General features: G+C 44.0%; 17 protein-coding genes. 5 read left to right on the top strand and 12 right to left on the bottom strand.

Features of this window, described 5'->3' with window-relative positions:
* Window positions 1–7: 7 nt before the first annotated feature.
* Window positions 8–3,148: an ATP-binding protein gene (locus tag SUN_RS09540; RefSeq protein ID WP_012083602.1), complete on the top strand. Its 3,141-nt coding sequence runs from the start codon at window positions 8–10 to the stop codon at window positions 3,146–3,148.
* Here the strand turns inward: SUN_RS09540 and truA are convergent.
* The 10 genes from truA to SUN_RS09490 form a co-directional block, all read right to left on the bottom strand.
* A complete protein-coding gene (gene truA / locus SUN_RS09535; protein WP_012083601.1) occupies window positions 3,140–3,862 on the bottom strand; it encodes a tRNA pseudouridine(38-40) synthase TruA in 723 nt (240 codons plus the stop codon). The genes SUN_RS09540 and truA overlap by 9 nt on opposite strands.
* A gap of 10 nt (window positions 3,863–3,872) precedes the next feature.
* Window positions 3,873–4,898 (bottom strand): LptF/LptG family permease, encoded by a 1,026-nt coding sequence (locus SUN_RS09530; RefSeq protein ID WP_012083600.1) that lies wholly within the window; start codon window positions 4,896–4,898, stop codon window positions 3,873–3,875.
* Window positions 4,891–5,631 carry a prepilin peptidase gene (locus tag SUN_RS09525; protein ID WP_012083599.1) on the bottom strand — a complete coding sequence of 247 codons (741 nt, stop codon included), beginning with the start codon at window positions 5,629–5,631 and terminating at the stop codon, window positions 4,891–4,893. The genes SUN_RS09530 and SUN_RS09525 overlap by 8 nt, the downstream gene beginning before the upstream one ends.
* Entirely contained in the window at window positions 5,628–6,317 is a 690-nt protein-coding gene (uppS, locus tag SUN_RS09520; RefSeq protein WP_012083598.1) for a polyprenyl diphosphate synthase, read from the bottom strand. Before uppS ends, SUN_RS09525 begins: the two co-directional genes overlap by 4 nt.
* The gene (coaBC, locus tag SUN_RS09515; protein WP_012083597.1) at window positions 6,310–7,578 is read right to left on the bottom strand and encodes a bifunctional phosphopantothenoylcysteine decarboxylase/phosphopantothenate--cysteine ligase CoaBC; all 1,269 of its coding nucleotides are present in this window, start codon (window positions 7,576–7,578) and stop codon (window positions 6,310–6,312) included. The genes uppS and coaBC overlap by 8 nt, the downstream gene beginning before the upstream one ends.
* A gap of 1 nt (window position 7,579) precedes the next feature.
* Window positions 7,580–8,872: a bifunctional UDP-N-acetylglucosamine diphosphorylase/glucosamine-1-phosphate N-acetyltransferase GlmU gene (gene glmU / locus SUN_RS09510; protein WP_012083596.1), complete on the bottom strand. Its 1,293-nt coding sequence runs from the start codon at window positions 8,870–8,872 to the stop codon at window positions 7,580–7,582.
* 127 nt (window positions 8,873–8,999) lie between these two features.
* A complete protein-coding gene (locus SUN_RS09505) occupies window positions 9,000–9,179 on the bottom strand; it encodes a hypothetical protein (protein WP_041672741.1) in 180 nt (59 codons plus the stop codon).
* Window positions 9,172–9,477, bottom strand: a complete 306-nt coding sequence (locus SUN_RS09500) for a hypothetical protein (RefSeq protein ID WP_012083595.1) — start codon at window positions 9,475–9,477, stop codon at window positions 9,172–9,174. The genes SUN_RS09505 and SUN_RS09500 overlap by 8 nt, the downstream gene beginning before the upstream one ends.
* The gene (locus SUN_RS09495) at window positions 9,461–11,323 is read right to left on the bottom strand and encodes a hybrid sensor histidine kinase/response regulator (protein WP_012083594.1); all 1,863 of its coding nucleotides are present in this window, start codon (window positions 11,321–11,323) and stop codon (window positions 9,461–9,463) included. The genes SUN_RS09500 and SUN_RS09495 overlap by 17 nt, the downstream gene beginning before the upstream one ends.
* Window positions 11,323–12,432, bottom strand: coding sequence for an FIST N-terminal domain-containing protein (locus tag SUN_RS09490; protein WP_012083593.1), 1,110 nt, complete (start codon window positions 12,430–12,432; stop codon window positions 11,323–11,325). Before SUN_RS09490 ends, SUN_RS09495 begins: the two co-directional genes overlap by 1 nt.
* Window positions 12,433–12,812: 380 nt before the next feature.
* Between SUN_RS09490 and trmA the strand changes: the two genes are divergently transcribed.
* On the top strand, window positions 12,813–13,928 hold the full coding sequence (gene trmA / locus SUN_RS09485; protein WP_012083592.1) for a tRNA (uridine(54)-C5)-methyltransferase TrmA: 1,116 nt from the start codon (window positions 12,813–12,815) through the stop codon (window positions 13,926–13,928).
* 18 nt (window positions 13,929–13,946) lie between these two features.
* Here trmA and SUN_RS09480 read toward each other — a convergent pair whose 3' ends face one another.
* A complete protein-coding gene (locus SUN_RS09480) occupies window positions 13,947–14,375 on the bottom strand; it encodes a CoA-binding protein (RefSeq protein WP_012083591.1) in 429 nt (142 codons plus the stop codon).
* Between the two features lie 39 nt (window positions 14,376–14,414).
* Window positions 14,415–14,879 carry an HAD family hydrolase gene (locus SUN_RS09475; protein ID WP_012083590.1) on the bottom strand — a complete coding sequence of 155 codons (465 nt, stop codon included), beginning with the start codon at window positions 14,877–14,879 and terminating at the stop codon, window positions 14,415–14,417.
* Window positions 14,880–15,004: 125 nt separating this feature from the next.
* Between SUN_RS09475 and selD the strand changes: the two genes are divergently transcribed.
* The 3 genes from selD to ilvA are packed head-to-tail and all read left to right on the top strand — an operon-like array spanning window position 15,005 to window position 18,399.
* Window positions 15,005–16,036, top strand: a complete 1,032-nt coding sequence (gene selD / locus SUN_RS09470) for a selenide, water dikinase SelD (protein WP_012083589.1) — start codon at window positions 15,005–15,007, stop codon at window positions 16,034–16,036.
* Entirely contained in the window at window positions 16,037–17,131 is a 1,095-nt protein-coding gene (mnmH, locus tag SUN_RS09465) for a tRNA 2-selenouridine(34) synthase MnmH (RefSeq protein WP_012083588.1), read from the top strand.
* Between the two features lie 56 nt (window positions 17,132–17,187).
* The gene (gene ilvA / locus SUN_RS09460; protein WP_012083587.1) at window positions 17,188–18,399 is read left to right on the top strand and encodes a threonine ammonia-lyase; all 1,212 of its coding nucleotides are present in this window, start codon (window positions 17,188–17,190) and stop codon (window positions 18,397–18,399) included.
* Window positions 18,400–18,422 lie beyond the last annotated feature (23 nt).

The raw sequence follows: 18,422 nt of genomic DNA, 5'->3' as shown, positions 1-18,422 counted from the left end.
AATGAAGATGAATCTGTTAAACAATAAAAATATTTTTTCCTTTCTGATTGTACTGATTCTTGCCGGTTTAGGAGGAGTATCCTACCAGACATATTTTTCGTATAATGATTACAGGAAGGCCGAAGAGAGTAAAAAAGAAGTCCGTTTTGTTGAACTGCTCAGCCAGACAATAGATGCCCTTGCCAAAGAGCGCTTGGACAGTGCAAGCTATATGGGAAGTGGCGGTACTGCTGCTGACAGTGAATTGAAGGCAAGCCGTGAAGCTGTAGACCATACCGTTGGTTCTTTGGAAATGTATGTCAGACAGAATGCAAACCTGAGACTGCATAGCAAAAGAATTGCTATGGTTAAAAAGAAACTTTCGGAGGTCAGAAACAAGATCGATACGATGGGGTCCGACTATAAAGATATTTTTTATACCCTTTATCATCAGGAGATATTTCAGCCTCTTATTGGAGCGATAAGAGTGATTACAGCAGGGGAACAAGATCCTGCTATGAAAGCGTATCTTTCAAGCTATGCTGATTATTTGAAAGCCAATGGAAATGTTCTGCTGGAAGACAGTGGAATACTCTATGTGATCAATGGAAGATACCCTATGAAAGATGAAGATCTTCAAACCTGGGATCAGTTGCTTTTGCATGATGCTTTGCCCTCTTTGAAACAGATTACGGATTATAACCTGAAGAAAAGTCTTGTATCGATTGTTTCGGCAGACGCCTATGGGAAAATAGGGAATCCTGAACGTATTAAAGTACTTTACGATGCTGAGACAGGAGAGTATCAGATAACGCCAAAAGAGTGGATGAAGCAGAGCAGGAAGAAAACAGACTATCTGATACGGGCACAGCATATCCTGTTGGGGACGGTACAGGTTAAGGCGGCAGATCGCAGCATAGAAAGCGAAAACAGTTTAATGCAGTATGGAGCAGGTACACTTTTTGCACTTTTTGTACTTTTGGTTATGCTGATAGTCAATTACAACATCAATAGAGACAAACAGCTCTTCGATGATACTTTGAGAGATATAGAAGCTGTTCTTAACAAAGAGCAGCAAAAAGAATTGCAGAAACTTATCGACAGACATGATATCAATAATATTTATCGATTCCTCGTCAATACCATACAAGAAGCCAATGAGGCAAAAGACCTCTTCCTTGCAAATATGTCTCATGAAATTCGTACACCTCTGAATGGAATCGTTGGCTTTACCCAGTTGTTGAAATCTACAAATCCTACTCCTGATCAGGAAGAGTTCATTACCGTCATAGAGAACAGTTCCGACAACCTGCTTGCGATCGTGAATGATATTCTGGATCTCTCGAAAATCAAAGCAGACAAGATTGAGCTTGAAAGCATTCCTTTCAATGCAATAGAGAAGTTTGAATCCGCTATTGAGTCTTACGGGGCAAGGGCGGCGGAAAAAGATATTGAACTTGGGGTATTTATAGATCCGGGTCTTCCTACACCATTGATCGGTGATCCGACTAAAATTTCTCAAATCATTGTCAATCTAATCAGTAACGCGATTAAGTTCACAAGTACGCATGGAAGCATTGATGTTCGTATAGAGAAGATGAATGAAACGGAAGAAAACGTTACTATGAAATTCTCTGTAAGAGATACAGGAATTGGTATTACTGAAGAACAGAAAGACAAAATCTTCGATCCCTTCTCCCAGGCAGATGTCAGTACCAGCAGAAAATACGGCGGTACGGGTCTGGGGTTGGCTATTTCCGTAAAACTGACTGCCTTTATGGGCGGTGAACTGGATATTGAAAGTGAAGAAGGTGAAGGATCGGTGTTCTTCTTCTCTCTGACCTTGCAAAAAGGTGAATCCGCTTCTGTACTGCCAAGACCTGTCATGAACGGATTTACTGTAGCAACGGTACTTCCGGATAAAAATACAGAGAGTATTCTTGCACGCAATCTCCAAGAGTATGTGGGTGCTACAGATGCAAAATTTATGATCTATGACGAGGATGAAATTTTGCAGGAAAAAACGGATGCTCTGCCTGATCTGCTCTTTCTAGACCATAGCTATTTCCAGCGGGAAGATGAACTGGAAAAATATCTTGATTTGTATATAAGAACGATACTTTTCACAACAAGCGATAAAAAACATCAAATTGAATCCCTAATGGATAAGATTGACAAAGTTGTCTATAAACCGGTCAATCTCACCAAAACATACAAAGCACTTGAAGTTGTTTACAGCGAAATAAATACTGTGGATGTATCACGGCATGAGGAAGAGAACGAAAAGAGATTCTTCAAAGGCCTTAACATACTGGTAGCAGAAGACAATGTTATCAATCAAAAACTTATTTTGAATGTTCTGAACAAACTGGGTTTACAAGTTACGCTTGCCAATAATGGTGAAGAGGCACTGCATTTACGCCAGAAAAATAACTATGATATGATCTTTATGGATGTACAGATGCCTGTGATGGGAGGGATCGATGCGACAAAAGAGATCCTGACCTATGAAGAAAAAAACCGCAAGCATCATATTCCTATCGTAGCATTGACTGCCAATGCATTGCAGGGAGATAAAGAGAAGTATATCAAGGCAGGTATGGATGATTACTTGTCCAAACCACTTGTACTAGAACATCTAACACAGTTGTTAGAGAAGTATTTTGAAAATAAAATGATAAACAATAAAGAAGAGATAGCTGAGGAGGAAGTAAAGTCATCTATGGTACAAACGCAAGTGCCTACAGAAGAAGATTTGAGTCCAAATGACGAAATACCTGAAACTGAAGCCTCTTCTGAAAAGGAAGAAGAAATGGAGACACCTGTTGAAGCAATAACCATTGAAGCAGATATTCTTCTACATCATGAAGAGCCTTTGTCATCAAAAGTATATGCAACAATGTTGCGAAATTTGGGATATACCGTAGATGTTGCAGACTCTACCATAGATTTTATGGATAAAGTGGAGAACAACTATTACCACTTTGTACTGTTTGATGCCGATTCATTTATGCAGATACACTGTCTGATAGCCGATATCGTGCATGATGCAGGTGCAAGACCCTTCCTTTTTGTTTCAGAGAAAGAGATCGGTAATATTTGCTGTGAAACTTTAAGTATGGAGCCTGATGTCGAGGAGATAAAGAAAAAGTTGGAAGCCTCAGTATAAGATTCTTGCCAGATATAGTCCTTCGGGAGGGGAAAGTCTGGAGTGATACCGTTTTTCCGCATTTATCTGCTTTTGCAACTGCTCAAGTGTAAGTTCATTCTGCGCACAGAGCATTGCCGACTCTACCATCATTCTTACCTGTGAACGCAAAAATCCGTTTGCAGTGAAATAGAGGAAGTGATATTTTCCCTCTTGTCTGTAATTCGCATCATAAATCTTTCTGACCGTGGTATGTATGTCGGAACCTGTTTTGTGGAAATAGATAAAGTCATGTTCACCTACGAACATCAACAGTGCTCTTTTGAGGATATCCGGATCAAAACTGCTGTAATGTGCAACATATTTTCTCTCGAATACAGAGAGCTCATTCTCTTTGAATATATATCGGTAGATACGTTTTTTGGCAGAGAATCGTGCATGAAAATCATCAGGAGCAGCAGAGATATGTTTGAAGCGTATCGTTGAGAGTTTTTTGTTGAGGCTGTTCTTTAATCTGTTTAGGTCAGACCAGAATTCAGGTAGGTCAAAATGGATAACCTGTCCGCTTGCATGCACACCTGCATCAGTACGTCCGCTACCTGTAAGGGGTGAGATAATCTGAAGATCTGCGAGAGCATTTTCTATGGTAGTGGTTACGGTCCTGTTTGTACGGGTTTGCTTCTGAAATCCCTGAAAGGCACTTCCGTCATAAGCGATCACAGCTTTTACTCTCATTGTTATCCTTTTAAAAATACCTTGCTACACGCTTCTCAAATATAACTCTGCCAAATATGAAGATAACGATGGCTGTAAGGATGAGTGCAGGGATATCCCCCCACTTTTCCAGAGAAGAAGCGATGAGGTAGAGAGACAGCGTGATAGAAAAGATGATAATAAAAGAATAGTTGGCTTGATAGCGTGGGTTGATCATGGCAAAAGCGGCTACAAGGTAGACAGAGAGGATCGGGATCAGGCTGACAAAGAGGTAAAAAAGTGCCCTTCCCATTCTATGTTTGTCTGTTTTGATCAGAGCCCAGTAAGAAACAATATCTTGAAAATGGAAACGGTATTTCTGTTTGCTATCAAAGACTTCCAGAGATTTGTATTTTGCCTGCTGGAGCTTGTTTTTGGTATAAGTGTAGCCATACCCCTCCTTCAGAAGAAGAGATGCGACCAGTTTGTCCCGATTGAGCTGTCCCTGCTTCGAGGAAAAGAACTGCTCTGCATCTTTCTTGGTCCGGTTATAGATGACCATGTCATGGAAAAGTTTGCTCTTCTCATCTTTCTCTTTGACATAGATGTAATAGTCACCAAACTTCTGTCCAAGTTTGCCCGGAATGATGTTGAGTGTTGCTTCAGTTTTTTTCTTCTCTTTAAATGCATTGTAAAGCTGTTTGCTTATCGGAATGCCCAGAAAGGAGAGAGTAGAGAGAAGAACAGAAAATAGAATACCAAGCAGCAGTATGCTCCGAAGTACCTTCTTGGCTTTGAGGCCCAGTGCATAGAGTGCGATGAGCTCATTGTCCTGTGAAAGTTTCATCAGTGTGTTGGTCACTGCAGCGATGAAAGAGAGGGGAATGGTATAGAAAATGATATTGGGCAGGGAGTAACTGTATAGCAGCAACAATTCCAGAAAATTTATCTGTATCTGTGCGGTCAAAGAGGAGATCTTGACCAGATATACAAGTGATATGATTAGGAAAAAGGGTATAAAAATGGTCAAAAATGCTTTCGTGAAATTTGACGAGATATACCCTTTGACATTAACCATAAATGAGTTTCTCCAGCAGTTGGACGGACTGCGTATCGTAAAGGTAAACAATAAAGGTGGCCATTGCTAAAAAAGGAACAAAAGGTACACCTCTTTCACGGTAGATCAGTGCCGGGATCATTGCCAGTATGGCGGAGAGAAAGATGGCGACGAAGAAGTTGGGGAAACCAAGCAAAGCCCCCATCGTACCTGCAACAATAACATCTGCTCCGCCCATCGCCTGTCTTCGTGCAAGCAGAGAGGAAAGCAGACCTATGAGATAGAGCCCGCCGGCGGCAATGGCTGCATAAAGTGCGGAATGAAGAAAGTTCGGCTGTACCAAGGCAAAGATCAGTGCAGTAAAATTCACATTGTCCGGCACGGCCATATATTTGAAGTCAATCATCACCAGGGCGAGGAGTGCTGCAAATGAACTCGCGACAAAAGGCAGATACCAGACCAGTCCGAGTTTCAGGTAGAGCATCAGGAAGATGAGCCCCGTAAGAAATTCAACAACAGGGTACTGTACGGAGATCTTCTCATGGCAGAAATAGCATTTTCCTCTTAGAAAAAGCCAGGAGAAGATGGGAATGTTGTGCCACCATTTCAGCTGTGTCTGGCAGCTTTGGCATTTGGAAGAGGGAAAAACGATGCTCTCACCTTTGGGAATACGGTAAATGACCACATTCAGAAAAGAGCCGATCATTGCTCCAAAAATAAAGACCAAAAAGGCCATTGTTACTGTTTCTGTCATGCCAAACCTCCAAATCGTCTGGTGCGCTGCTCGAAATCGGTGACGATCTCATCGAGTTCCTGTGTGGTAAAATCTGGCCAGAGAGTTTCTGTGAAGTAGAGCTCGGCATAGCTTATCTGCCAGAGAAGATAGTTCGAGATCCGCTCCTCTCCGCTGGTTCTGATGAGCAGGTCAATGTCACTGTAGGGGGTTTGCAGTGCGGAAGAGATATCAGCTTCGGTCACCTCCTTTTTCCCCTCGGTGATCAGCTTGTTCACGGCAGCTGTTATCTCTGCTCTTCCTCCATAGTTGAGAGCAAGAATATGTGTAAGATCGGTATTGTTACGGGTTGCTTCTTCTGTTATTTTGATACGCTTTTGAAGCTTGTCCGAAAAGGCTCCGATATTTCCAATAGCCTCAAAGCATACATTGTTGTTCTGGTAGGTATCAAGCTCTTTTTGTAAATATCGATCAAGCAGTTTCATCAGGAATTCCACTTCGAGCTTGGGGCGTTTCCAGTTTTCGGTACTGAAAGCGTAGAAGGTTACCGTCTCAATGCTTGGGTGCTTGGCACAGTAAACGGTAACATCGCGGATGATCTCGGCACCTTGTTCATGGCCTTTGGTACGGTTGAGCCCGCGCTGCTGTGCCCATCTTCCGTTGCCATCCATAATGATCGCCAGGTTTTTCAATGTCGTTTTAGGCATTGCACAGTGCCTTGGCTTCTTCCAGGATCTTCTCAGAGAGTGTCAGTTTATCCGCTCTTCCAAGTGGGGTATCACCTTCTTTACTTATGTAGATGATTTCATTGTCCTCAGTACCGAAGCTTTCCGCACCTACCAGGAGGTTGTAGCAAACCGCATCGACCTCTTTTTCATCCAGAAGTTTTCTGGCATTATCGAGGCCGTTCTGTGCGTCCATTTCTGCTTTAAAGGCGATGGTCTTGATCCCGTCTTTACGAAGTGAAGAGAGGATATCCTCTGTCTGAACGAGTTCAAGCGTCCACATCTCTCCGAGCATACTCTTTTTCAATTTTCCATTCTGCGGGAATTTCGGTGTATAGTCTGCTACAGCAGCTGCCATGAAGAGATAAGGCTCTTTCTGAATGAGGTGCACAGGTTCGCTCGTGTTCATACTCGCCTTGCTCATCTTGCCTTTCTTGGCAACGCGTACCGCATCCTGTGTATAGTCGAGCATCTCTTTGGCACTTTCTACTTCGATTGTGTAGATACTTTGCGGCAGGTTCTCGTTACCGGTGGTCGTGATGTAGCAGATATCCGCACCTTTAAGATAGAGGGCAAGACAGAGCGCCTCTGCCATTTTCCCCGAAGAGTAGTTGGAAAGGTAGCGCACTTCATCGATCTTCTCTCTGGTCCCGCCACCGGTCACCACTATGCGTCTGTCATCCCAGAAAGGTTCTTTGAAAAGGGCTTTGGCCGTTTCAAAGAAGATCTCCTGCGGGTCTGCCAGTGCACCGCTTCCCACATCGCCGCAGGCAAGCTGTTTTTTCTGGGGCTCGATGATTGTATAGTCGTTTACTGCAAGCATCTTAAGTGAGCCGGCAGTATAGTGGTTCTTAAGCATCTGGGTATTGGCGGCCGGAGCGACGAGCATGGGGCCGGCATAGGCAAGGGCTGTTTGCAGCAGGATGTTGTCGGCAATGCCTTTACTTAGTTTATTGAGACTGTTGGCTGTGGCGGGGGCTACGATAAAGACATCACACTTCTTGCCGATTTCGATATGATTGAGTTCCGAACTCCAGCTCTCAGAACTTTCTGTCAGCACCGGATTTCGTGTCAGGGCTTCAAAGGTCAGGGCCGAGACAAAACGCTCGGCACTCGGACTCATCATCACGTGTACCTGGGCACCCGCCTTGACGAAAAGTCTGGCAAGGTCACAGGCCTTGTAGGCCGAAATGCTTCCTGTCACACCGAGAAGTATGGATTTTTTGTTGAGATTGATCTGCATATTATTTGTCTCCGAAGAATTTGTAGAAAAAGTTTTTGACCGTTCTCATAGGGGTTCTTGAAATGGCAAGTACGCCTTTTTCCACATCTTTGTTCACGGTAGTCCCCGCAGCGATTATGACATCGTCCTCTATACATACAGGGGCCACAAGTTGTGTGTCCGAACCGACAAAAACGTTTTTGCCGATGATGGTCCTGAACTTGTTCTTCCCGTCATAGTTACAGGTGATGACCCCGGCACCGATGTTGGAGCCTTCTCCGATCTGAGCATCACCGATGTATGAAAGATGACCTGCTTTGACGCCGTTTAGATCTGATTTTTTTACCTCCACAAAGTTGCCAATGTGAGTATCTACAAGTTTGGAACCCGGTCTGACACGGCCCATAGGACCCACGTCGGAATTTTTAAGGTAGGAGTCCTCGATGACGGAGTGCGCTTTGATATGTGTGTTGACAAGCTGCGCCGCTCCCTGGATGCGTACACCGTTCTCCAGTTCGCACTCCCCCTCGAATGTGGCGCGGCAGTCGATGTAGATGGTCTCGGGTAGGCACATGGTCACACCGGCCATCATCAGTGCTTCTTTGATGCGTCGCTGCATGATCTCCTCGGCTCGTGCAAGGTCAAGTTTGGAGTTGACCCCCTTGAACTCCTCCTCTTCCACATAGACGGGATGCACCGTCCTGCCTTCATCCACCGCCATTTTGACGATATCGGTAAGATAATACTCTTTTTGTGCATTGTCGTTGCGTAGCAGCGGGATATAGCGCTCCAGCAGTGCTGTATCGACGGCATAGATACCGGCATTGACCGTCTGGGTGCAAAGCTGTGCTTCGTTACAGTCTTTCTGCTCTACGATCTCCACGACCTTGTCATCCTCGATGATCACACGGCCATATCCGGAAGGGTCTTCGAGTCTGATGATAGACATATTTATGTCAGCATCACCAGAGGTGAGTGCTTCAAGAGAAGATTTTTTAATGAGTGGCATATCTCCGTTGAGAATGAGGGTACGTTCGTGCCTGGTATATACCCCTTTCATCGCTCCACCTGTTCCGGGGAAGTTCTTGGCATCCTGTCTGTGGAATATGATGTTCTCATATTCTGCTTCCACTTCTTTTTGTATCCGTTCCTCCTGATGGTGGAGTATCACTGTGATATCATCGGAGATCTCTTTGGCCGCATCGATGGCATGGAAAAGCATGGGTTTACCCGAAATAGTGTGCAGGACTTTCGGTGTGGAAGATTTCATTCTGGTACCTTGGCCGGCGGCAAGAATTACAACGGATATGGACATTATTGAGAACCTTTTGGATAAAATTGCATAAATATTTATAATTATCGTGATTATATCGAATTGAAATTAAGTGAGTGAGTTTTTTTAATTTTGGAAAATGAACTTGGAACTTGATTTGTTCATAACCTCAAAGAACTTGAGCTTTTTTCAACAATGCGCTATAATCTTTAAATATTCTCTGGGTATACATACGCTGTTTTCCAGTTACATCGATAGTTTGCGAGATATTTTTGATACTGACAGCTTCTGTTATATTATAAATAGTCTTGCTATTTTTTACTCCTTGTGCGGGTTTTTTACTATGCATGTTCCAGCCATGCTACCAGTTTCTGTCTCTCCAGATGATTTCTAAGAGCTTCTATTTCTTCGGATCTTTTATGGTTTCCCATTTGGCCCAACAGACCTTTCAGGGCATGTAACACATCATCTACTTTTGTATCACTGTATGTTGCCTCTGAAGAGAGCAGATGTTCCAGGTCTTTGAGTGTTGTTTCGAGATTTTGTTTCCCTTTTTCGACAATGGGTGTAATCTTAGCCTCCTCAAATCCGAATTTTTTTAAAAAAACATAAGCTTTTTTTTCTGTTTCATCAAGTAGTTTTTGCATGTTCTATCCTTGTTAAAATTTCATAAAGAATTTCCGGGTTCAATGGTTTTTCAAGTATTCCGGCAAACCCGGCCTCTTCTACTTTTTCATAGGTGGATTTATAGACATCAGCAGTAAAAGCATAGATTATCGGTAAAGGACCATTGAGTATTTTGAGCTTTTTTATGACTTCAAATCCGTCCATTCCTGGCATTTTAAGATCGAGAAAGATCACATCATATGTTTTTATCTTGCACATACCGATAGCCTCATATCCGCCACCTGCCAGATCAATTATTGCGTCAGGATACTCTTTTTGGATAAAAAGCTGGAAAATATCCAAATTTGTTTCTGTGTCGTCAACAACAAGAACCGACAGAGTAAGCTTTTCTTTGTTCGTATGAAGCAAGGTCCTGCTTTTTAACAGCTTTTCGTAGCGTGACAGGGGTGCGCAGTATTCATACAAGTCGTCAAAATACTTTAAGGAGAGGTGCTGGTGCATATTTTCAGCTAGAAATATAGTATTGTTAAAATGCTTTGCACTTCTAAGATAGTAGATCAGTGCATCGAATTTGGTATAGGCTTCTGTTTCTGCCATAATGGAAATAATATTTGGTGTATCTTCTTTCGTATTCAAAAGGTAATTGATCAGGGTACTTTCTTTTTTAAAGTGTATTATCTTCGCACCGCACTTTTCGAGGAAATGGATCTTTTCTTGTAGATAGGTACTGATCTCCATCTCCCCAATATAGAAACAGATCTTTTTCCCTTCAAAATTCAGTTCCTGGGGTCTGGTTTTCTCAAAAAGACAGCTAAAAGAAAAGGTTGTTCCTTTGCCGACAGTACTTTGAACATTCAGTTCTCCACCCAGTTTTTCTGAAAGTTGTTTGGTTATATGCATACCTAACCCAAGTCCGTCTTTCTCTTTTTTATAACGACTGTACGGAGAAAACACATCCTCTGTCTGCTCTGGTGTCATACCTATACCGCTATCTGAAACACTGAATACTGTACGTACGCCACCTGCTTCTATGCGGTAATCCATAGAGAGCTTGATAAAACCTGTTTCAGTATATTTGAATGCATTACTAAGAAAGTTGATGAGGATTTCCATAATATGCATTTTGTCGCCATGCACAAATATAGGCATAAATGTTGAGCTAAACTGAAAATCGATATGGTACCGGTTTTTTATCTCCAGGGAAAGATGGTCAATACATTCCAGTAGCATTTCATCTAACGCGAAAAATTCTTTTTGTATCTCCAGTTGTCCGCTGTTAAGTTTGGTAATGTTTAAAATATCTTTAACAAGTGATTGAAGACTTTCAGCGCCGTTCATTGCTTTTTTCAAATGAAATTTCCCTTCCCCCCGTAATGCTTTGCTCTCTTCAAGTATAGTTAGATATCCGGTAATGGCATTGAGTGATGTACGCATTTCATGCGAAAGATTGGCGATCATTCGTTCCTGTGTTTTGAGTACAGTATTCAGCTGAGAGCTTACATTTTTTAAAATATGCTGCGCGGCAACAGACTGTGCTTCAATCTGTTTGGCGTAAATGCACCGCTCAATGAAGATAAAATGAAAAAGTTTGCTGATACTTTCCCGAAGTCTATTCTTCTCTTCTCTGTTCTGTGCCGTATCATACAAGTAGGAAAAGCTCTGAAAGAGAAATTCTACCAGAGTACGGGTGTAATTGGGGTTATTTTGGATAAATATTTCATATTGAAAGTCATAAAGAATCTTTTCATCCTGATGAAAGATCAGGGCTTCAAGCTTCTTGACAGTTTGTTGTGCATTCTTTTCTGAATACCCGAATCTTTTCATGATCTCAGATATGAAATATTTTTCCTGTACGATATTGAGCATCAGTATACTTCCTTTTCGGAGATGAGTGCAATAGTCATGGTTTGATTGTGAAGCAGTGTCCCACTTCGTTTTTTCGAAGTAGCAGGAGGACCTATCTCCCCGAATGTATGCGCACCGATAAATGTAATTCCCAGGTGCTTTTTTATATCTTCAAGATAGAGATATTCCATCATGGAAAGGTTCTTTGCTATACCGATACAGTTGAACAGAATAGCTACACTTTTGGACGGTGCAAAGGTATAGAGTCGTCTTAGGCGTTTTAACTGGTCCTGCTGGCTTATCATGATAGCGATCTTTACATACTCTTTTTCACATACTTCTCTGTAGAGAAGAATGCTTTTGTCCTTTTTGTTTACGCTTGTCATTGAGGCCAGTGGTGCACTGTTCCAGTCCCCATCTGCTTCTTTTTGTAAAAAAAGAGGATAGGCAAAGTTGTTGATCGCTGATTCTTTTAACTCTCCGGCGAATGATTCAATTACATCCTGTGCCGGTTTATTATTAAGTTCATAAATTTTGTTTTTCTCTGCTTTGGTTATTTGAAGAGGGAGTCCTACCGGTCTGAACAGGTGCATACTCATACCCTCTATTTTGTATTTGTTTTTATCGATCAGCCATAACAGTATATGCCGGTTATAGAATACACCGTTATAAAAGAGTTCACCTGTATCCTCGGAGGAAATATCTGTACCTGACACACCACCAAAAATCTTTTGAGTAGTTATTGTGCTGGGGAATGAAGAGAGTGTTTTTTCTAGTGTGGAAGAACTGAAACTGCTTAACATAATGACCTGATATTTTTTCTTATTGTCTACATTGAGGGAGGGAGTGACATCTTCAGAAAATATGTCAACAGCGAAAGTACCTTTCTCCATTTCTAGACAAAGATAGACACTGGGGAACTGATCACGTGATTCAACATAGGGAAGTTCGTCGGCAATGTTTGCTGCACTGCTGCAGGCTATGATGTCAGCAAGGGGGAAACGTTCTCTGAGTATTTGATATTCCGCGGAAAAAAGTGTTTTCTGACTTTTCCGGTAGAATCCGATAATAATGGTCGGAGTAAAATCAATATGACCCAATGATGCACCTGTTACAGCAATTTGTTTCATGATTGCAAACTCCTTACACTTCTTTTATCTACTTTGTCAAGTTTAAAGTTTTTTAAAATGCTTTTTATAATCTATAGGCATAATTGGTCTGCGTAAAAAAAGATCGAGAAACTCATTGAACTCTTCATGTTCTCCCGCGTAATAAAGTTAAGAATCTTATACTACTTACACATAATATGATGATCATCGTACACTTAAAGCCTAATATATTTTGACTTTTTCCACCTTTCCCTCTTTTTTAATAGGTACATTATATGTTTTTTTTACTAAAAATAGTATTGATTTAGATCAATTATGTATAAATTGTAGATTCAATTTTAAGAAACAAGGTACTTAAGGTAAAATACCCAATATCAATCATTTAAAAAAGGCTAATCATTTTGGTATGTAAACATTTTGGAAGTTGCGGTTCCTGCGCGCTGTATAATCAGAATTATACGCAGCAGCTCCAGTTAAAAGAGCAGAGAGTTTCAGAACTCCTTTCTCCTTTTTATACAGGAGAACTTGAACTCTTTGATTCACCCGATTCACGCTACCGTGCCAGGGCAGAGTTCCGTATCTGGCATGAGAGTGAAAGGTGTGACTATGCAATGGGGAATATTGAAAAGAAAGGTGCCGTCACCATAGAAGAGTGTCCCAAGGTGATCGAGCCCATTGAAAAACGGATGTGGAAACTGCTTGAGAAGATCAATGCCTCGCAGGAAGTACTGAAACAGCGTCTTTTTGCCGTTGAATTCCTGGCAACGACGACGGATGAGTGTCTTGTCACTATGCTCTACCACAGAAAACTGGATGAAGCGTGGAGTGAAGAAGCCAAAATGCTTGAGAGAGAACTGAACTGCAGGGTCATGGGCAGAAGCCGTAAACAGAAGGTGATCCTCTCCGATGAGTTTGTGACCGAAACACTTGAGATCGATGGCAAGGAATTTACCTACGTGCAATATGAGAGTGGATTTACCCAGCCCAACCCGGCGGTTAATGTCAAAATGATCGAGTGGGCGATCTGGCAGGCCAAAAAAGTGGGTTACGGGGACTTCCTGGAGAGCTATTGCGGTCTGGGGAACTTCACGCTGCCTCTGTCACACTACTTTGACAATGTACTGGCAACAGAGATCTCCAAGCGTTCCATTCACGCGGCACTGCAGAACTGTGAGCTGAACGCTGTAGAGAATATTACTTTTGCAAGACTGGCATCAGAAGAGATGACCGAAGCACTGAACGGCGTACGTGAGTTCAGCCGCCTCAAGGGAATAGACCTGAAATCCTATGATTTTTCAACAGTACTGGTAGACCCGCCAAGAGCAGGGCTGGATGAAGGAACGATAGAACTTATTTCCAATATAGACAATATCATCTATATATCATGCAATCCGGAGACACTGGCACGCGACCTTGAAACGCTTATCAAAACGCACACTGTCATGGAAGCTGCACTCTTCGACCAGTTTCCGCATACGGAACATGTGGAAAGTGGTGTGTTTTTGCAGAAAAAGTAAAGGAAGCTTGAAACCTGTTTAAGCCAAACTTCTATGTGCTACCATGGAACAGAAATTCTGTACCACTTTCATACCAGCATCTTTTGCTTTTTCAGCAGCGGCATTGTTGACCAGTCCCTGCTGCCCCCAGAATACTTTGACATCACCTCTTTCTATACAGGCATCGGCAATGGCATCGAAAGCGGCAGGTTTCCTGAAAATGTCCACCATGTCGATCTCAAACGGTATTTCTGCAAGAGAACGGTAGACCTTTTCTCCCAGTATGGTCTCTTCTTTTGGGTAGACCGGGACGATCTTGTAGCCTACCTCCTGAAGGTAGGCGGCGACACGGTGGCTGGCTTTGGTCGGGTCCGGAGAGAGGCCGAGGACCGCAATGGTCTTTACTGTGTCGAAAATCTCTTTGATTTCTTCCTGATTGCTGTTGACTGTGGGAAATTCACATTCCATAAAAAACTCCTTTATTAACTTTCTTTACTACTGTAACCTCTATTTCCTTAAGGTTGCAATGAGCCGTTTGGGGTGAAGAAAAAGGCTCAGGGCATCTGTGACATCTTTGCACACTATGTCAGAAGCAATCAGCGTATCTTTTGCACATCCCTCTTCTCCGAAAATGGCAATGCCCAGTGTAGCGGTCTGAAGCATGGCCGCATCGTTGTTGCCGTTGCCGAGCGCTGCACAGCTCTCCGCCCCCAATTTATCGATGAAGTCGGCTTTCTCCTGTGTATGGTCGCTTCCGGAAAGCACTTTGATGGTCACCGGGCTATCGGCAAGCTGTGCAGCGACACTGCCGAAGGTATCGGCGGTGATGACATGCAGGGTGTAGCTTTGGGCAAGTGTCTCGAACAGTACTTTGACTTCGGGATGGACCATGCCGTCCTTGGCGATGGTACCGTTGTAGTCGCAGACAATATGTATAATATTCAGGGTTTTGTAATTAGGTATCTCTATCATTTAATCTCCCGGTGATATAATTTTGATCGTTTATGGTATCGCGGAGACTTTAGTCCCGAACAGGCGAGGCTGAAGCCTTCGCTTCCAATTAATATTAAACATTATATCAAAATAAAGGTTGCTAAATGTCATCAGTCAAATTAACGGAATACAGTCACGGAGCAGGATGCGGATGCAAGATCTCACCTATGCTGCTCGATGAGATTTTGGAGAGTACTCAGAAAACGAGTGTCTATCCGCAGCTTCTGGTAGGCAATGCGAACAAAGATGATGCCGCGGCATACGACCTGGGCAATGGAACATCCGTTCTTTCGACTACGGATTTTTTCATGCCCATCGTGGATGATGCTTTCACTTTCGGACAGATCGCGGCGACGAATGCCCTGAGTGACATCTATGCGATGGGAGGCAAACCGCTAATGGCTATTTCCATTTTCGGATGGCCTATAGACAAACTTTCAGCAGATGTGGCAAGAGAAGTGATAGACGGTGGACGTTCCATCTGTGAAGATGCCGGCATACCGTTGGCGGGAGGTCACTCCATAGACTCACCCGAGCCTATCTTCGGGCTGGCGGCGACGGGATTGGTGGACAATGCCAACCTGATGCAGAACGACAGTGCCAAGAAAGGATGTTACATTTTCCTGACCAAACCGTTGGGTATAGGCATCCTCTCCACAGCGCAGAAACAGAAAAAGATCGAAGAGGGGCACATAGACCCGGCGATCCAAGCGATGACCACACTCAACAAAGTAGGTGCCGATCTGGCCCCGCTGGAATCTGTGGTTGCGATGACGGATGTGACCGGTTTCGGACTGCTGGGCCACTTGAGCGAGATCTGTGAAGCCAGCGACATCAGTGCACAGGTCTGGTTCGAGAAGGTACCGCTGCTTCCCAATGTGGAAAAGTACAGACAGCTTGGCTGTATTCCCGGCGGAGCGCGTAAGAACTTTGCCAGTTACGGAGACAAAATAAGTGAGATGACACAGCAGCAAAGAGAGATACTCTGTGATGCACAGACATCCGGCGGACTGCTTGTGATCGTTAAAAAAGATGGCCTTGAAGCATTCAAAAAGGTGACTGAAGCTGCGGGATTGACACTTGAACCGATCGGTGAAACCACGGTAAAAAGTCAGCATCTTGTTGAGGTCCTCTAAGTGGAGGAACTTCCGCAAAGCAGTGATTTCCGATCGATCGTTCTGAACAACACACCGCTCATAGATGTTCGCGCACCCGTCGAATTCGCAAAAGGTGCTTTCCCCCATGCCGTGAACCTGCCTCTTATGAACGATGAAGAACGGCATGTCGTGGGCATCAAATACAAAGAAGAGGGGAATGCCGAAGCGGTCAAACTGGGGCATGCTCTGGTAAGCGGCGATGTCAAAGAAGCGCGTATTAAAGCATGGACGGATTTCATCGCAAGTCATCCCGATGCAATGCTCTACTGTTTCAGGGGAGGGCAGCGTTCACAGATAGCGCAGGAGTGGCTCGCTGAAAACGGCAGGGAGATCGTGCGGCTCAAAGGTGGCTACAAGGCATTCCGGAACTGGCTGATGCAGGAGACTGAAAAAGCTGTGGAGCAGTTCAAACCCATCGTGCTCGGCGGCCGCACAGGTTCGGGGAAGACCATACTTCTGAAAAAACTGCAGAATGCTATTGACCTGGAAGGCCTGGCAAACCACAGGGGCTCTTCTTTCGGGCGTGATATCACACCGCAGCCTACACTGATCGATTTTGAGAATGCTTTGGCCTATGACCTGATACAGAAACTCGATCAGGGATTTGAACATCTGGTCTTCGAAGATGAAGGAAAGTGTGTCGGACGGATCTATCTACCCAAAATACTGGTGGAGCATCTCTCCGAAGCACCGCTTGTGGTGCTTGAAACACCGACAGAGAAGCGGATAGAGATCACTTTTGACGAGTATGTCGCCAAAGCACATGAAAAATACAAAGAGGTCTATCATGCCGACTACCTGAAAGTCTGGACCGAAGATATGCATGAAGCGATGAAAAGGATACAGAAAAGGCTCGGTGGACAGCGCTACAAGATCGTCTGTGAGATATTCGAGGATGCATTGAAAGAGCAGAAGAAGAACAGTTCGCTTGAGGGATACAAAGTGTGGATCGCCTATCTTCTGAGTGAATACTATGACCCGATGTATGATTACCAGATAGAGAGGAATGCTTCGAGAATACTGTTCCGGGGAAATGCTCAGGAGATCGAAGCGTTTTTGAAAGAGTATCGATAGGATGAATTAGCTTTCTTTTAGGTATAATTTCGCCAATTTATAACGTAGGAAATATTATGTTGGATTTAGCAAGTATCAGACAGGCCTATGAGAGGGTGCAGGGTGTCGTACACCGTACCCCTTTCTCTTATGCCCCTATCCTTTCACAGATCAGCGGATATGAAGTCTACCTAAAGAAGGAGAACCTTCAGCGTACGGGTGCCTTCAAACTGCGGGGTGCCTTCAACCGTATTGCTTCTCTTGTCGAGAAAGGTGACAGAGGCGGTGTGGTAGCAGCATCAGCGGGGAACCATGCCCAGGGTGTAGCTTTTGCCGCCAAACATTTCGGTATAGAAGCAACGATCGTGATGCCTGAATCCACCCCACTGACCAAAGTACAGGGTGTCAAAGAGTTCGGTGCCAATGTCATTCTTCACGGAAGCAACTATGATGAAGCCTATGCTTATGCTGTGACCTTTGGAAAAGAGAACAACTTTACCTTTGTACACCCTTTTACCGATGAAGAGGTTATGGCGGGGCAGGGAACCATTACGCTTGAAATGCTTGAAGATGTTGAAGACCTTGATGCTATGATCGTTCCGGTCGGTGGCGGCGGGTTGATTAGCGGAATGTCCGTTGCGGCCAAAGCATTGAAACCCGACATGAAGATCATCGCGGTCTCAGCCGAAGGAGCACCTGCCATGAAGAACTCCTACGATGCCAAACGGCCGTTGGATACGCTTTCGGTCCGGACCATTGCAGATGGGATCGCAGTACGTGACACGTCACCGATCACGTTGGAGTATATTTTGAAAAATGTAGACAGTTTCGAGTCTGTCTGTGACGACGAGATCGCTTCAGCCATTCTCTTTCTGCTTGAAAAACAGAAAGTACTGGTCGAAGGGGCCGGATCGGTCGGGGTGGCTGCCTTGATGCACGGCAAGATCGATCTGCCAAAGGGTGCCAAAGTGGGGATCGTTCTCAGCGGAGGGAATATCGATGTCACAATGCTCTCTCTCATTATCGAAAAGGGTCTAATGAAGTCTGCAAGAAAAATGAAGCTGATGGTCACGCTGGTCGACAAACCGGGAGCCCTTCAGTCATTTACGCAGATACTTACCGAGGTGGGTGCCAACATCGTACAGATAGGCTACGACAGAACTTCTATCGATCTTGAATTCGGCGATGCGCATGTCTCCGTGGCGCTTGAGACCAAAGGCGAGGAGCATCAGGCTCTGATACGCCAAAAGCTTGAAGAAGGCGGTTTTGCCTTCAGGGAAGAACACTGACGCTTTCCGGATTGATGATGGAG

This window comes from Sulfurovum sp. NBC37-1 (assembly GCF_000010345.1).
Lineage (GTDB): Bacteria > Campylobacterota > Campylobacteria > Campylobacterales > Sulfurovaceae > Sulfurovum.
The sequence above is the reverse complement of the archived record's forward strand: the minus strand, read 5'-3'. Positions and strand labels throughout refer to the sequence as shown.

Excerpts from the sequence above, each read along its gene's own strand:
- SUN_RS09505 (WP_041672741.1), bottom strand. The coding sequence starts at position 9,179 with ATGCATAGTAAAAAACCCGCACAAGGAGTAAAAAATAGCAAGACTATT.
- SUN_RS09540 (WP_012083602.1), top strand. The coding sequence starts at position 8 with ATGAATCTGTTAAACAATAAAAATATTTTTTCCTTTCTGATTGTACTG.
- SUN_RS09525 (WP_012083599.1), bottom strand. The coding sequence starts at position 5,631 with ATGACAGAAACAGTAACAATGGCCTTTTTGGTCTTTATTTTTGGAGCA.
- SUN_RS09495 (WP_012083594.1), bottom strand. The coding sequence starts at position 11,323 with ATGCTCAATATCGTACAGGAAAAATATTTCATATCTGAGATCATGAAA.
- coaBC (WP_012083597.1), bottom strand. The coding sequence starts at position 7,578 with ATGCAGATCAATCTCAACAAAAAATCCATACTTCTCGGTGTGACAGGA.
- SUN_RS09500 (WP_012083595.1), bottom strand. The coding sequence starts at position 9,477 with ATGCAAAAACTACTTGATGAAACAGAAAAAAAAGCTTATGTTTTTTTA.
- SUN_RS09490 (WP_012083593.1), bottom strand. The coding sequence starts at position 12,432 with ATGAAACAAATTGCTGTAACAGGTGCATCATTGGGTCATATTGATTTT.
- SUN_RS09530 (WP_012083600.1), bottom strand. The coding sequence starts at position 4,898 with ATGGTTAATGTCAAAGGGTATATCTCGTCAAATTTCACGAAAGCATTT.
- ilvA (WP_012083587.1), top strand. The coding sequence starts at position 17,188 with ATGTTGGATTTAGCAAGTATCAGACAGGCCTATGAGAGGGTGCAGGGT.
- selD (WP_012083589.1), top strand. The coding sequence starts at position 15,005 with ATGTCATCAGTCAAATTAACGGAATACAGTCACGGAGCAGGATGCGGA.
- uppS (WP_012083598.1), bottom strand. The coding sequence starts at position 6,317 with ATGCCTAAAACGACATTGAAAAACCTGGCGATCATTATGGATGGCAAC.
- glmU (WP_012083596.1), bottom strand. The coding sequence starts at position 8,872 with ATGTCCATATCCGTTGTAATTCTTGCCGCCGGCCAAGGTACCAGAATG.
- truA (WP_012083601.1), bottom strand. The coding sequence starts at position 3,862 with ATGAGAGTAAAAGCTGTGATCGCTTATGACGGAAGTGCCTTTCAGGGA.
- SUN_RS09475 (WP_012083590.1), bottom strand. The coding sequence starts at position 14,879 with ATGATAGAGATACCTAATTACAAAACCCTGAATATTATACATATTGTC.
- SUN_RS09480 (WP_012083591.1), bottom strand. The coding sequence starts at position 14,375 with ATGGAATGTGAATTTCCCACAGTCAACAGCAATCAGGAAGAAATCAAA.